The following is a 14,623-nucleotide window of genomic DNA, read 5'->3' as shown; positions in this document are numbered from 1 at the left end:
TTTTGTCGGAGAAAAACCTTTGGTCCTTTCTTTGCAATTTGTAGTTTCCATGGCATTTGACTACCTGTTGCCAGGAAAGAAAGTCAACAAAATTAGAAGTATGAAATTGGGCATTGTTAAGCGTTTTATTTTTGTCTTAAGTCTCTTGACTTTTCAGCTGCACGGATTTGCACAGGACTCCGTTCAGGTTCGGAAGAATCAGATAGGCGATCGCACGGCGAGCCATAGCAGCCTAAGTAGACGGTCGAATGTGGATTCGACGCGGGTTGGAAATGACTCACTGCGGAATGAGCTACGAAATGATCTGCGCAAAGTAAATCTAAACTTTTTATCCAATATTCGTACGGCTTCCATGGCCGAGCTTATCGCGCAGCTGAATGAAAAATCCAATGGCTACTTGACAACGAATGCTGGATCGGCTAAAGATAGTATTGCTTTAATAAAAAATAGTATCCATGAAGAAATCAGCCAGTTGAAGTCAATTAAAGGCAGTATCAGCAATTATTCCAATAGCCTCAATGTGACAGCAGATCAGATCAAGACGCTGATCAACCGCTATGATATCAGTGCCAATAATCACAGTAGAGCGTATCAATATCTCGACAATGCGCAGCTTAAACTAGCTGCAAAACAAGATTCGCTGGAAGCGATCAATCGGACGATTGATGAACTTATAGCTAAAAATCAACGTCATCTGATTCGGATTGAAACCGTTCACGAAATAAAAAGCGGAAACAAAAAAGCCGATTCCGTGACCGCTAAAAGTTCGATATGGAAAGCCAATACGGCAGCCATCTCTAAAGATGTGATCTTAAATAATATCCGGAGTAATTACAGTAACAATAAGTCGATAGACAAATATGTGAATCGGACAGATTGGGCGAGCCGTATCCTGTTGATTGTACTGGGATTGGGGTATTGCTACTGGATTGTACGGGTGTCTTATATCCTTCGGCAAAATGATCCTGAACATAAACTTGCGATTGATGCGATCGTTGGGAAAACCATTATTTTTCTCCTGACACTGTTGCCTTTTGTAAACTTCTTTACACCAAGTTTCATTTTGCAGGCTTCCCAATTGGTCATCATGTTAATCTTCATGTTTTTGCTCAGGCATCGCATGAGTGGATTGCAGCGTAAAATTGCCATTATCCTTATTGTATTCTATATCCTGGATGTATTTGTCAATATGATCGTAAGCGATGACCTGTTTTTACGTATCGTTTGTATTGCCTTCAATTTGATTGCTTTAGGATTGGTCAGTTATACGAAACGGCGTATAAAGAATGCGGATAGTCCGGGTTATATCAGTAATTTTATTTATGTAATTTTTGCTATACTCAACGTGACCGCAATTACACTGAATATTATCGGGCATGTGGAGCATTCACGTAGTTTTAGTATTGCCTGTGCTGTGGGGCTGGTGCAGTCTTTTACACTGCAGTATTTTTCGGATATGATTAAGGCGGATGTCCGCAATCAGTTTAAAAAAGATCGGCTGACTTCCGGTTTTTGGATGCGTTTCAACGAGCAGCGCACCTTGGCTATCATCACCGAAATTCTGCGTATTGTCTGTGTGCTTTTGGCGATCATTGTGCTGGCAAATAACTTACAGTTTATTGAAAGTTTATTGGCATTGAGCGAAACATTCTTCGGAAAAGTACGCAGCATCGGCAGCATCTCTTTTACCTTAGGAAATCTTGGTGTAGCGGTTTTACTGCTGTTGGTGGCCAATTGGTTTCAGAAAAATATTAGTTTGATCGTTCTTGGTGGTGAAGACGGTCAGCTCAGCCAGGTCTATAATCAGAAGATGACCTTATTTCCGCTCTTTCGCTTGGCCATTATTCTGATCGGTTTCTTTATGGCCATCTCGGCCCTGGGTATGAGTTTGGACAAACTTACGGTCGTGATTGGCGCATTGAGTGTTGGTATCGGACTCGGCATGCAGAATATCATCAATAATTTTGTCTCGGGCATAATTTTGGTTTTTGATAAGCCGTTTCGCGTTGGTGATCAAATTGAGCTTGCCGACAAAAAAGGGCGCGTCAAGGAAATCGGTATACGCGCCAGTGTTTTAAAAACAGGTGATGGTGCAGATGTCATTATTCCAAATGGTGATTTGCTGTCGGGAAGGGTTGTCAATTGGACCTTATCCCAAGAATACAGCAAGACAAGTTTTGTTCTCCATATCGATCGGAAAGCAGATTTGGACCAAGCCAAACAATGGATCAAAGACGCTATGGAAAGTAGTGACCATTTTATCAAGGATAGAGATAGCGGAATCAGTATACAGGACATCAGTGCTGAGATGATTTACCTGAGTGTTTCCGGCTGGGTAAATTTTGCTGCCAATGCTTCTGCCTTTAAAAATGATGTCTTACTTGTATTGTATAAGAAGTTTGAAGCTGAGGGCTTGAAGTTTTATAGCGTCATTCCACCCAAGATTTAGCCCATTCAATTGCAATTTTTCCGCGTATACAGGGTGTATTATCTGGAAAGCCTACTATTTAGTCCGCTGAGTTCGATAATGTAAAGGACTAAATCCCCGGGCGCGTTTGTAGAAATGGGAAAGATGGCTCTCGTCAGTAAATCCGAGTTCTGCAGCAATTTGTTTCAAGGTATAATCTTTGGATTTAAGTCTGTTCTCGATGAGTTCGATCCGGTAGGTATTGATATACGCTCTTAAACTGCTGCCGAAGTTCTTCTTAAAGTAGGTCCCAAAATAGGATGGGGCAATATTGAATTTCTGAGCCAGTAGGCTGACCTGAAGTTGTTCGGGCGAAAAAATATGCTGATGAATGTAAGCCGAAATCGATCGGTCAACATATAGTTCATGCTGCTGGGGTATACGTTGCGTCTCTGCTATTTCTTTGAAGAGCCCAAAGATCGCGACGAGTTGGTCAAATAGCCAGTCCGAATGCTCGCGGACTGTGGTATGACTATACAGTCGGACCGCTTCCAGGATATGAGTGTAAATCAGGCGATAATGCTCGTCCATATCCAATTGGCGTTCCTTTAATCCCCTGTCGTTCATCAGCTCCATAATCCAGGCATAGCGCTTTTGATTGCGTTTATTCTGCAGGAAGTAGGTATCTGTAAATAAAATAAACAGAAAATGTGTCTTTTCTTCAATGTTAAAATAATGCTTGTCTGCCGGACTAATTAAGAATACATCACCACGTTCATAGTTCAGTTCAAATCTGTTGATCACATGGGTTCCTTTGCCTGAACGAATATAAACAAGCTCATAATAATTCTGTTCATGTGGAGGTAAATGAAAGCTATCCTCAATAAATTCACTGATCCGCAAAGGCTCAAACTGTTTTTTGCGCATTATTCTCCTGATTATATATCCGTAAATGTACATAAAAATAATGTATTTGTACATGTTATTGCCTGCTGTACTATTGCACCTTTGTGTCGTATAAAATGGTAATAAAACATGGTCAATTTTATAATGATTGCATTTTGCATCGCGGCAGGGATGCTGTTAAAGCGAACAAATTTAATTCATTCCGAAGCACATAAAGGGATCAATACCTGGATTCTTTATTTTGCCCTTCCAGCGGTGTCTTTCAAATATATTCCGAAGATTGTATGGTCATCGCAATTACTGTTTCCGGTGTTTTCGGCAATCCTCGTTTGGGCAGGTAGTTGGTTATTTATGGAAATGTACTGTAGGCGTAAAAACTATAAACAGCGTTCGCGCAGTAGTTTGGAATTGGCCGCTGGTTATAGCAATACGTCCTTTATTGGCTTTCCATTGATCATCGCCTATTTTGGCGAAGCCCAGTTGCCGATTGCGATTATTTGCGACCAAACCACATTTATTCTACTTTCTACAGCTGGACTTATCAATGCACTGCGAGCGAATGCCCAAGATGGCGAGGCGATCGATGTCAAATTTATGCTTCGAAAGTTAGTCAGCTTTCCACCCCTGATCGGTTGTATAACAGCCTTAATGCTGTCGCAATTGGTTGATCTTTCGGTTGCCGAGCCTTTTTTTGATAGGCTGGTGGCGACCGTTGGACCCTTGGCCTTATTTTCTATTGGTTTACAGTTGAAGTTTGATGGCTGGCGACAACAGATTTCGCAGATCAGTACAGCGATGAGTTATAAATTGATTCTTGCCCCAGCATTGGTATTATTATTTGCTTTACTACTTGGTGTAAAGGGCGCTGTTGCGCGGATTAGTATATTCGAAGCGGCTATGCCAACCTTGGTAACCTCAGGGATCATTGCCGAGCAATACCATCTGAATACCAAATTGGTCAATCTGGTGATCGGTTTTAGTATCGTTGTGGGGCTGCTGACAACCGCGTTTTGGGATTTTGTCATTCGATTTTTTTTCTCCTAATTTATGGTTGCATTGATTGATTGATTGATTGATTGATTGATTGATTGATTGATTGATTGATTTTGGAAACAGCGTGAGGCCTCATTTGCCAACGATTGGTTTGAGCAGAAGTGTTGCGTAGGAGTGGGCTGTCTTCACTTCGTAACATTTTGATAGTGAATCATCTCATACAAACAACTTTTTTACTGTTCAATTGTTATTAGGCTATAACCATCTATAAAAAGGAGGTATGTTATGAACCTGATACACAAAATTGAGCATTGGGGCGATGCACATCACCCACAATGGATCGATTACCTAAGAATAGCCTTAGGGATCGTTATTTTTGCCAAAGGTGTAAGTTTCGTAAATGATAGGGACGTTGTTCAACACATGATTGAGCAAAGTAGTTTCCACTTATCATCATGGGGTGCGGTTCACTATGTGGTTTTTACCCATTTGGTAGGCGGGCTGTTCCTTATCTTAGGTTTTCAAACCCGTTTAGCCTCATTACTATTATTTCCGGAATTGGTAGGGGCTGTATTTTTTGTTAATATCACCCACGGGTTTAGTTATTTGAATTCCGAATTGTGGCTTTCTATAGTCGTATTCTTTTTGCTGATCTTTTTTATGGTCATGGGCTCTGGAAAATACTCCCTAGATCAAATGATGAACAAACCAGGATACAAAAGGGATATCTAAAAAAAACTCCTTCATACATGAAGGAGTTTTTCTTTTTTTATTTGCCTTGCTCGTCAATCCATTGACGTGCATTAACGAATGCTTCAATCCAAGGAGAAACTTCGTCCTGACGACCTTTTGGATAATTTGCCCAATGCCATTGGAACACCGAACGCTCAATATGTGGCATCGTAGCCAAGTGGCGTCCAGTCTTATCGCAGACCATTGCTGTATTATAGTCCGAACCATTTGGGTTATGCGGATATTGCTCATAAGCATATTTTGCCACGATATTGTATTGCTCTTCCGCATACGGAAGGTTGAATTTTCCTTCCCCGTGTGAAATCCAAACCCCTAAGGTACTTCCCGCTAGTGTCGATAACATGACCGAATTGTTTTCCTGAACTTTTACAGACACAAAGTTTGACTCGTGTTTCCCTGAAGTATTGTGTAGCATTTTTCCATGGATTTCATGCTCAGGATTGATCATTTCAAGTTCCATAAATAACTGACATCCATTACAGATACCAACCGAAAGTGTATCCGGACGAGCAAAGAAGTCGGTTAAGGCTTTTTTCGCTTTTTCATTGTAAAGGAAAGCACCGGCCCAACCTTTTGCCGAACCCAATACATCTGAGTTCGAGAAGCCTCCGACGGCACCGATAAATTGGATGTCTTCCAATGTCTCACGACCAGTGATCAAATCGGTCATGTGAACATCTTTCACATCAAAGCCTGCCAAGAACATGGCATTTGCCATTTCGCGTTCGGAGTTGGAACCTTTCTCACGAAGGATTGCCGCTTTCGGACGTGCTTTAGTTCCGTCGATTTTTGGTTTCTTACCATCAAATTGACTTGGGAAAGTAAAGGCTAGGGGTTGGTGTTTATAATTATCAAAACGTTGTTGTGCAGTTCCATTTTTAGATTGCTTGGAATCCAAAAGGAAGGATGTCGTAAACCATCCATCACGTGTTGCTGCTACATCAAAGCTGAATACCGCTTCTTGATTTTTAATTGTTACTGTATTACCTTCGATCACCTGACCAATTTTAACCGCGTCTACACCGGCATCTTTCACGATCGCTTCAAATGCAGCGTCGTCTTTCGCTTGAAGGACAAGTGCAATATTCTCATTAAAGAAGGCTTTTACGCTATCCGATTCATGTAATGCCGAAAGGTCATAATTGGCACCAAGATTAACATCGGCAAAGGTCATTTCCAATAAGGTTGTAATCAAGCCACCCGAGCCTACATCGTGACCAGCTTCGATCTGTCCTTCGTGAATTAATTGCTGTACGGTATTGAATGCTGTTTTAAAGTAAGCAGCATCTTGAATGGTCGGTACTTCAGTACCTAATTTATTGATGATTTGTGCAAATGACGAACCCCCTAATTTGAACTGATCTTTTGATAAGTTGATGTAATAGATCGATCCGGCTGTTTTGTTTAGCACAGGTTCAACCACTTTGGTGATATCAGTACAGTTTCCTGCGGCAGAAATGATCAATGTGCCAGGGGCAATGACGTTTTCGCCGTTTGGATATTTTTGCTTCATCGACAAAGAATCTTTTCCCGTGGGGATATTGATTCCCAATGCAATGGCAAAATCCGAGCATGCTTTAACAGCTTGGTATAAGCGGGCATCTTCACCCTCATTATTGGCTGCCCACATCCAGTTGGCCGATAGGGAGATTCCTGCAAGACCATTTTTGATTGGGGCAAATACGATGTTGGAAAGCGATTCCGCAATAGCCGTTCTGCTTGCCGCAGCCGGATCCACTAAGGCAGCCACAGGGGAGTGACCTATTGTTGTCGCAATACCTTCTTTACCTTTATAATCCAATGCCATGACACCGACGTTATTCAACGGCAATTGCAATGGACCCGCACATTGTTGTTTGGCAACACGGCCACCAACACAACGGTCTACTTTATTGGTTAACCAATCTTTGGAAGCAACCGCTTCCAGTTGTAATACTTGGTTTAAGTAGCTTGGAATATTAGCTGCATCATAAGCAAGATCAGCGTAGTTACGAACTACGGTTTTATCGCGCATGAAAGTTTTTGGCGATGAGCCAAAGAAATCTTCAAGGGCGTAATCCATTGGTTTTTCACCCGTACTTTTTGATTCGAAAATAAAGTGGTGGTCGCCAGTGACATCACCTACGGTGTACATTGGTGCACGTTCGCGATCGGCAACACGTTTTAAGGTGTCAATATCATCTTCGGCGATCACAAGTCCCATACGTTCTTGCGATTCATTACCGATAATTTCTTTTGCGGATAGTGTAGGATCGCCTACAGGAAGTGCATCCAGGTCAATCAAGCCGCCGGTCTCTTCAACAAGTTCAGATAAACAGTTTAAGTGGCCACCTGCACCATGATCGTGGATAGACACAATAGGGTTATGATCAGACTCTACTAAGCCACGAACAGCATTCGCTGCACGTTTTTGCATTTCGGGATTGGAACGTTGAATGGCATTAAGCTCAATTCCAGAACCAAATGCCCCTGTATCTGCAGAAGATACAGCAGCGCCACCCATTCCGATGCGGTAATTTTCTCCACCTAGGATAACAACTTTATCGCCAGTTTTCGGCGTATGTTTTTTCGCTTGATCCAGTTTTCCATAACCAACACCACCCGCTTGCATAATGACTTTGTCGTAACCAAGTTTACGGCCATCCTCTTCATGTTCGAAGGTCAATACAGAACCTGTAATTAAGGGCTGACCAAACTTATTACCGAAGTCAGAAGCACCATTGGAAGCTTTAATCAGGATGTCAACCGGGGTCTGGTACAACCATTGACGCTCTTGCATCGCATTTTCCCATGGCCGCGTTTTGTTGAGTTCCTTTGCCGGTTCAGTAACTGTTCCTGCCTGAAGGTCCAATTTATTTTGTTCCAATCGCGAATAAGCAGTCATGTATACGGCAGTACCCGCCAATGGAATCGCTCCTTGGCCACCGGCCATACGGTCGCGGATTTCACCACCTGACCCAGTTGCAGCACCCGAAAATGGTTCTACAGTAGTCGGGAAATTGTGTGTTTCAGCTTTTACGGATAAAACCGAATCAAATGCTTTCTCTTCGTAAAAGTCAGGTTTGTCGGCCGATTTAGGTGCAAATTGTGTGACACGTGGACCTTTGACAAAGGCAACGTTATCTTTATAAGCAGAAACAATCTCGTTCGGATTGGTTTCAGAAGTCTTTTTAATTAATTTAAAGAGGGAAGTGGGTTGCTCTTCGCCATCAATGATAAAGGTACCATTGAAAATCTTGTGTCTACAGTGTTCAGAGTTTGCTTGTGAAAAAGCGAATACTTCCGAGTCTGTAAGCAGACGACCCAATTTGGTCGAAAGGTTATTGAGGTAATCTACTTCTTCTGGATTTAGCGCTAGGCCCTCAGATTTGTTGTAGGCCTCGATGTCTTGAATTTCCAATATCGGTTCAGGTGTAATGTTGACGGTATACATGTCCTGTGTCAACATACTGAACTTTTGGGAAATCATTGGATCGAAGTCATTGAAATCCGCTGGTACCGGTTGAAATTCTTCTATACGAACAATTCCTGCAATTCCCATATTTTGCGTGATTTCTACTGCATTGGTACTCCAGGGAGTAACCATCGCGGCGCGGGGTCCTACAAAGTAATGGTTAAGGTTTTGGTCGTCTAGTTTTTTGGCGTTGCCGAATAGCCAGTTGAGTTTAGTAATGTCTTCTTGTGATAAAGAGTTTACGCTTTGAACACCATATACAGTGTTCGATGGGTTCTCAAAGAAATGAATCATTATAAATGTTTGTTTTGAACGTTCTTCAAATTAAAGCACAAAGTTACATATTATTTTTATGGAAATGACTGGATTTTTGATTAAAAAATAGGTCTTTAAGATTGGACATAAAAAGGATAAAAATTGGTACAATTTGATAAGGCTTTTTTTATGAAATTGTGTCGGGCTTGCTTATTCAAGAGCGGAGTGTATATGCCTAAAGTCCGTTTAATTCCCTTTAAATCCGCTCAAGTCCGTACGCTATTCGGCAACGGATCAGGATTGCTTCGGGAACGGCTCGGGACAGCTTCGAGACAGCTTCGAGACAGCTTCGGCTGGGCTTCGACTGGGCTTCGGGAAAGATTCGGGTCCGCTTCGGCAAGGAGCCGAACAACGGCCGAACAGCAGGCGAAGCAATCCCGACCATGTTCAGGCCATGTCCCGAAGCTGCCCCAAACCAAGGCCAACGATGTGCCGACTAAAGCCCAAAGCACCTTGTCCATGCGGAAAACCTGAAAAAGCATAAGCAATAGCGCAAGAAAAACGCCCTGTGGCAAGTCGGTTTGTTCGCCGAAGCCCAACAACCCCTTAGACCATATGGTAATTTGTCATACAGCCGGTGAGGATAGGGGCTGCCAGCTATCTTCAAATTCAGGACTTCCGGCGATGATCGGCAAATTGACGTTGGATATAAACTCAAATTTATCTAAGTTTGTGCATCAAATCAGATTCGAGATGAATATTTCATATAATTGGTTAAAACAACACGTTAATATAGATTCGACACCGGAGGAACTATCACTGATCTTAACAAATACAGGATTGGAAGTAGAAGCTTTGGACGTCGTGCAGAGTATCCCAGGTGGATTGGACGGTTTGGTTGTTGGTGAAGTGAAAACTTGTGAACAGCATCCTAATGCCGATAAATTAAGAGTAACCACTGTTGATGTCGGTGGACCGGAGTTATTGCACATTGTATGTGGTGCACCAAACTGTCGTACAGGATTGAAAGTTATTGTTGCTACAGTAGGTACTACTTGCCATCCGCTTACCGGAGAGCCTTTTAAAATTACCAAATCTAAAATTCGTGGTGAAGTTTCCGAAGGTATGTTATGTGGAGAAGATGAAATCGGTTTGGGTACATCTCATGCCGGCATCGTTGAATTACCAGCTGACGTTGCAGTGGGGACCTTAGTGAAAGATCATTTCAATATCCAGGATGATTACCGTTATGAAATTGGCTTAACACCAAACCGTGCAGATGCTGCTTCGCATTTAGGTGTTGCAAGAGATATTGCGGCACATTTTCGTACACACGTGTTAAAGGCAGATGTTTCTGCATTTAAGGCTGCTGAGGCGGAGGGAACGACAGTGGTCGTTGCAGACGCACAGGCAAGCCCACGTTATAGCGGTATCAATATTACCGGTGTTCGCGTTGGCGAATCTCCCGATTGGTTAAAAGAGAAATTAAATGTTATCGGTGTTCGTCCGATCAATAATATTGTCGATGTTACCAATTATATACTACACGATTTAGGTCAGCCACTGCATGCTTTTGATGCTGATAAAATTGCGGGAAATAAAGTCATTGTTCGTTTGGCGACTGAGGGTGAAAAATTTGTTACGCTGGATGGTGTGGAGCGTACCTTGTCTGCAGAGGACTTGGTGATTGCTGATGCAGAAAAACCAATGTGTATTGCGGGTGTTTTCGGTGGAGCACATTCGGGTGTATCAGCCGAAACGACCAATGTATTTTTGGAGTCGGCCTATTTCAATGCTGTTTCTGTACGGAAGACCTCCAAAAGACATGGCTTAAAAACAGATGCCTCTTTCCGTTTCGAACGTGGTACCGATCCGAATATTACGGTTGAAGCCTTGAAGCGCGCAGCGTTATTGATTCAGGAAATTGCGGGTGGAACGATTTCATCGACGCTAAAAGATGAGTATCCCGTGGTGATTAACCCGTTTTCATTTCACGTGAGCTATGCGAATGTGGTTCGTTTGATCGGTCAGGCGATCCCAAATGAAGAAATTAAATCCATTATTGTCGCTCTTGGCATTGAAGTCGCTTCAGAAACTGAAACAGGACTTGATGTGTTGGTGCCTGCATACCGCGTTGATGTCACACGCGAGGTAGACGTTGTGGAAGAAGTGTTGCGGATTTATGGTTATAACAATATCGAGTTGAAGTCACAAATTAAGGCCTCTTTAAATACGGTTGAGAAGCCGGATAAGGAAGTTGTCTTAAATCAATTGGCTGATCTGCTCATCGCCAATGGGTTTCGTGAAATTCTGTCCAACTCCCTAACGAAGCTGGATTATGCGGATGATAGCGAAACGGCGGTCAAATTGTATAATCCATTGAGCTCGGATTTGGATACAATGCGTCAAAATATGGTTTTTTCTGTTTTGAGTGCGATTGAATATAACCAAAAACGAAGAAACTTTGACCTGAAGTTCTTCGAATTCGGTAAAACTTATGCGCTGGATGGTGAAGGCTATAAAGAAACGCAGCATCTGGCTTTTGCCATGGCAGGTAAAAATGAAGCTGAGCAATGGAACAGCAAAAAAGACGCGGTTAATTTCTATAACCTTAAAGCGGCTGTAGATACGCTTATCAAACGCTTGAAAATTGAAGGAATTCAGATACAAGATGCTACAAGTACACATTTCGCCTATGGTTTGAACTATATGAAAGGGCAGAAATGTTTAGTTTCTTTTGGTGCAATCGCGAACGCAGATTTGAAAAAAGCAGATGTTGAAGGTCAGGTTTTCTTTGCTGATTTTGACTGGGATGTTTTGATGAAAATTATTCGTAAGAATAGCATTCAATACAAAGAAGTTTCCAAATTCCCGGCTGTGCGCAGAGATTTGTCGCTCTTGATCGATGAAAATGTGAGCTTCGATAAGCTACAATTTGTTGCTCAAAAGACCGAACGCAAGCTTTTGAAGGAGGTAAATGTGTTTGATGTGTATAAAGGTGATAAAATTCCGGAAGGGAAAAAGTCTTATGCTCTGAGCTTTATCTTGCAGGATGAAGAAAAAACACTTACGGATAAGCAAATTGATGCGATAGTTCAAAAATTAATTGTTAATTTTGAGAAGGAACTAGGTGCGGAAGTGCGTGGTTAACGAGAGATACAACATTAATTGGTAATATTCAATTTATACTATGGCAACATTGTCTTCACAAATGAATCTGATCGTTGAGAAAACGAAAAATTTAATTCAATTGTGCGAAGTCTTGCAAGAAGAAAATGATTTGCTTAAATTAGAGGTACAATCCTTAAAAGTGGCTTTCGATGCGAGCAACGATAAGAGCAAGCAGTTGGAAGAGAAGGTCAAAGCGTTGGCAGTTGCCCGCACGTTAGATTCTGAAACGGATAAGGAAGCAATTAATGAAAAAATACTTGACACAAAACAAAAAATTAACGATTTTGTGCGGGAAATAGACAAATGTATTAGTTTGTTGAAATAGTTGGGAGAAGTGTTATCGGATTCAAACTAATACAACGTTAAAAAGCTCAAAGAAATGGGAGAGATTTCCATAAAAATAAATATCGCAGATCGTGTTTATCCCCTTCGGGTGGAGAGCGCGGAAGAAGAAGTAATTCGACATGCTGCGAAATTGATAAATGAAAAAGTAAAGGAATTGCAGGAAAACTATACTGTGAGAGATAAGCAGGATTTGTTGTCCATGTGTGTATTGCAATTTGCGACGCGTATGCTTAATGCAGAGCGGCAGTCCCAAAACCACGAAGTGGGCTTGGAAAATTCAGTACAGGAACTTGATCAGTTGTTGACGGATTTCTTTAAAAAATAAATTTACGTTCTTTATATTTAGAGCTTAAACGACGAATTTGCCGCAATTAAATTCGGGTTGTCACTATTTTAAACTTAACGCTTCAATATTACAGGCGCAAAAAGATATAGGCCATTTTGCGAAAGCCATCTGGGTCATAATCTAAGCCTAATTATGTAATCACGAAGTTTAATAATACATGAGACCTGTTTAAATTTAATTGCGGTTTTTTTTTGTCATGAAGTCTTATGAGCTTATCAGGCTCGCCACATTGGTGCATACCAAAGAAGGGGAATAGGACGATTCATGATTTTACTGGAATTTGAATATAATTAATAAAAACAAACATAATAATACAATTATACATACATGGACATCGCAATTTATAGCATAATTTCTCTGATTGTTGGTGTTGTTATAGGTCGTTATCTATTGGTTTTGTTGTTTAAAAAGCAAGAACAGGAAGCCAAGGATAAGGTAAATAGCATACTGAAAGATGCAGAGCAGGAAGGGGAACACATTAAAAAGAAACGCCTGTTAGAGGCCAAAGAAAAGTTCCTTCAATTAAAATCTGAACATGAAAAGGAAGTCAATCAACGTAACAATGCCATCAACCAGAAGGAAAATACGTTAAGACAAAAAGAGCAGTCAATTAACCAAAAATTGGAAAACATCAACCGCGACAAGCAGGACGTGGATACCAAGAAAAAGCAATTGGATAAATTGGTTGAACTGAATGAAAAGAAATCCGAGGAAGTAGAAGCGTTAAAATTGCAACAGATTAAGCAATTGGAAAGCATCGCTGGCGTAACTGCCGACGAAGCAAAAAATCAATTGGTGGATTCGTTGCGTGAAGAAGCCCGCTCACAAGCCATGATTCAAATCAAAGATATTGTGGATGAGGCAAAATTGACAGCGACTAAAGAGGCGAAAAAGGTTGTTATACAGACGATTCAACGCACCGCTACGGAATCTGCGATCGAAAATACCGTTTCAATTTTCAATATTGAAAATGATGAAATTAAAGGTCGTATTATTGGTCGCGAAGGTCGTAATATTCGTGCATTGGAAGCTGCAACGGGCGTAGAGATCATCGTAGATGATACACCTGAAGCAATTATCCTATCCGGTTTCGATCCTGTACGTCGGGAAATCGCACGTTTAGCTTTACACCGTTTGGTAACCGATGGACGTATCCACCCGGCACGTATTGAGGAAGTTGTTGCAAAAACACGGACGCAAATTGAGGATGAAATTGTTGAAATCGGTGAACGTACAGCGATCGATTTGGGGATCCATGGTTTGCACCCCGAATTGATTCGTATGGTAGGGCGTATGCGTTACCGTTCATCTTACGGACAGAATCTTTTACAGCACTCGCGTGAGGTTGCTAATTTTGCTGCGACAATGGCTGCAGAACTGGGCCTGAATGTTAAACATGCGAAACGTGCTGGATTACTTCACGATATTGGTAAAGTGCCTGATGACAATCCAGAGTTGCCACACGCTATTTTAGGTATGCAACTTGCAGAGAAATACAAGGAACACCCTGATGTATGTAACGCAATTGGTGCTCACCATGATGAGATCGAAATGACGGCTTTAATATCTCCGGTTGTTCAAGCTTGTGATGCGATTTCTGGCGCACGCCCGGGCGCACGCCGTGAGGTTGTAGAAAGTTATATCAAGCGCTTAAAAGAGCTGGAAGACTTGGCTTTATCGTATCCTGGGGTTGAGAAGACCTTCGCGATACAAGCTGGTCGTGAACTACGTGTCATCGTGGAGAGTGAGAAGGTCTCTGATGCGCAGTCGGAAATACTCGCTGCTGATATCTCTAACCGTATCCAAACGGAAATGACGTATCCAGGGCAAATTAAAGTAACTGTTATCCGTGAGACAAGATCGGTGTCTTACGCAAAATAGATCCTAAGGATCCATCATAAAAAAAGCTCCAATCAAAATGATTGGAGCTTTTTTTATGGAATTCTACAGCTTTCGCTCAACAGGATGATTTCAGTTATTCAAGGTGTTTGGG

General features: G+C 41.7%; 10 protein-coding genes. 8 read left to right on the top strand and 2 right to left on the bottom strand.

Translation table 11 applies throughout. The features are described from left to right. Positions 1 to 49 precede the first annotated feature (49 nt). Positions 50 to 2,449: a mechanosensitive ion channel family protein gene (locus tag B2O97_RS23325; RefSeq protein WP_070569701.1), complete on the top strand. Its 2,400-nt coding sequence runs from the start codon at positions 50 to 52 to the stop codon at positions 2,447 to 2,449. 54 nt (positions 2,450 to 2,503) lie between these two features. On the opposite strand, the gene B2O97_RS23320 is transcribed toward B2O97_RS23325, so the two are convergent. Next, positions 2,504 to 3,334, bottom strand: coding sequence for a helix-turn-helix domain-containing protein (locus tag B2O97_RS23320; RefSeq protein WP_159332891.1), 831 nt, complete (start codon positions 3,332 to 3,334; stop codon positions 2,504 to 2,506). A 108-nt stretch (positions 3,335 to 3,442) separates the two neighbouring features. On the opposite strand from B2O97_RS23320, the gene B2O97_RS23315 reads away from it, so the two are divergent. After that, positions 3,443 to 4,357, top strand: a complete 915-nt coding sequence (locus B2O97_RS23315; protein ID WP_070569706.1) for an AEC family transporter — start codon at positions 3,443 to 3,445, stop codon at positions 4,355 to 4,357. A gap of 234 nt (positions 4,358 to 4,591) precedes the next feature. Continuing rightward, the gene (locus tag B2O97_RS23310) at positions 4,592 to 5,038 is read left to right on the top strand and encodes a DoxX family protein (protein ID WP_070569708.1); all 447 of its coding nucleotides are present in this window, start codon (positions 4,592 to 4,594) and stop codon (positions 5,036 to 5,038) included. Positions 5,039 to 5,075: 37 nt separating this feature from the next. On the opposite strand, the gene purL is transcribed toward B2O97_RS23310, so the two are convergent. Next, a complete protein-coding gene (purL, locus tag B2O97_RS23305; RefSeq protein WP_070569710.1) occupies positions 5,076 to 8,807 on the bottom strand; it encodes a phosphoribosylformylglycinamidine synthase in 3,732 nt (1,243 codons plus the stop codon). A 150-nt stretch (positions 8,808 to 8,957) separates the two neighbouring features. On the opposite strand from purL, the gene B2O97_RS23300 reads away from it, so the two are divergent. From B2O97_RS23300 to rny, 5 genes are all read left to right on the top strand, one after another. Then, the gene (locus tag B2O97_RS23300) at positions 8,958 to 9,302 is read left to right on the top strand and encodes a hypothetical protein (RefSeq protein WP_139145085.1); all 345 of its coding nucleotides are present in this window, start codon (positions 8,958 to 8,960) and stop codon (positions 9,300 to 9,302) included. A 219-nt stretch (positions 9,303 to 9,521) separates the two neighbouring features. Next, positions 9,522 to 11,918, top strand: coding sequence for a phenylalanine--tRNA ligase subunit beta (gene pheT / locus B2O97_RS23295; RefSeq protein ID WP_070569976.1), 2,397 nt, complete (start codon positions 9,522 to 9,524; stop codon positions 11,916 to 11,918). A 40-nt stretch (positions 11,919 to 11,958) separates the two neighbouring features. Next, complete coding sequence (locus tag B2O97_RS23290; protein ID WP_046675830.1) at positions 11,959 to 12,264, top strand: hypothetical protein; 306 nt, start codon at positions 11,959 to 11,961, stop codon at positions 12,262 to 12,264. 54 nt (positions 12,265 to 12,318) lie between these two features. Next, positions 12,319 to 12,609 (top strand): cell division protein ZapA, encoded by a 291-nt coding sequence (locus tag B2O97_RS23285; RefSeq protein ID WP_046675831.1) that lies wholly within the window; start codon positions 12,319 to 12,321, stop codon positions 12,607 to 12,609. A 348-nt stretch (positions 12,610 to 12,957) separates the two neighbouring features. After that, on the top strand, positions 12,958 to 14,511 hold the full coding sequence (gene rny / locus B2O97_RS23280) for a ribonuclease Y (RefSeq protein ID WP_070569714.1): 1,554 nt from the start codon (positions 12,958 to 12,960) through the stop codon (positions 14,509 to 14,511). The last annotated feature ends 112 nt before the right edge of the window (positions 14,512 to 14,623 follow it).

It is taken from the genome of Sphingobacterium sp. UBA865 (assembly GCF_002295765.1).
GTDB classification, from domain to species: Bacteria; Bacteroidota; Bacteroidia; order Sphingobacteriales; family Sphingobacteriaceae; genus Sphingobacterium; species Sphingobacterium multivorum.
This window is presented reverse-complemented; position numbering and strand designations above follow the sequence as displayed.

Coding starts and splice junctions, on each gene's coding strand:
- B2O97_RS23325 (WP_070569701.1), top strand. CDS start 50: ATGGCATTTGACTACCTGTTGCCAGGAAAGAAAGTCAACAAAATTAGA.
- B2O97_RS23320 (WP_159332891.1), bottom strand. CDS start 3,334: ATGCGCAAAAAACAGTTTGAGCCTTTGCGGATCAGTGAATTTATTGAG.
- B2O97_RS23315 (WP_070569706.1), top strand. CDS start 3,443: ATGGTCAATTTTATAATGATTGCATTTTGCATCGCGGCAGGGATGCTG.
- B2O97_RS23310 (WP_070569708.1), top strand. CDS start 4,592: ATGAACCTGATACACAAAATTGAGCATTGGGGCGATGCACATCACCCA.
- purL (WP_070569710.1), bottom strand. CDS start 8,807: ATGATTCATTTCTTTGAGAACCCATCGAACACTGTATATGGTGTTCAA.
- B2O97_RS23300 (WP_139145085.1), top strand. CDS start 8,958: ATGAAATTGTGTCGGGCTTGCTTATTCAAGAGCGGAGTGTATATGCCT.
- pheT (WP_070569976.1), top strand. CDS start 9,522: ATGAATATTTCATATAATTGGTTAAAACAACACGTTAATATAGATTCG.
- B2O97_RS23290 (WP_046675830.1), top strand. CDS start 11,959: ATGGCAACATTGTCTTCACAAATGAATCTGATCGTTGAGAAAACGAAA.
- B2O97_RS23285 (WP_046675831.1), top strand. CDS start 12,319: ATGGGAGAGATTTCCATAAAAATAAATATCGCAGATCGTGTTTATCCC.
- rny (WP_070569714.1), top strand. CDS start 12,958: ATGGACATCGCAATTTATAGCATAATTTCTCTGATTGTTGGTGTTGTT.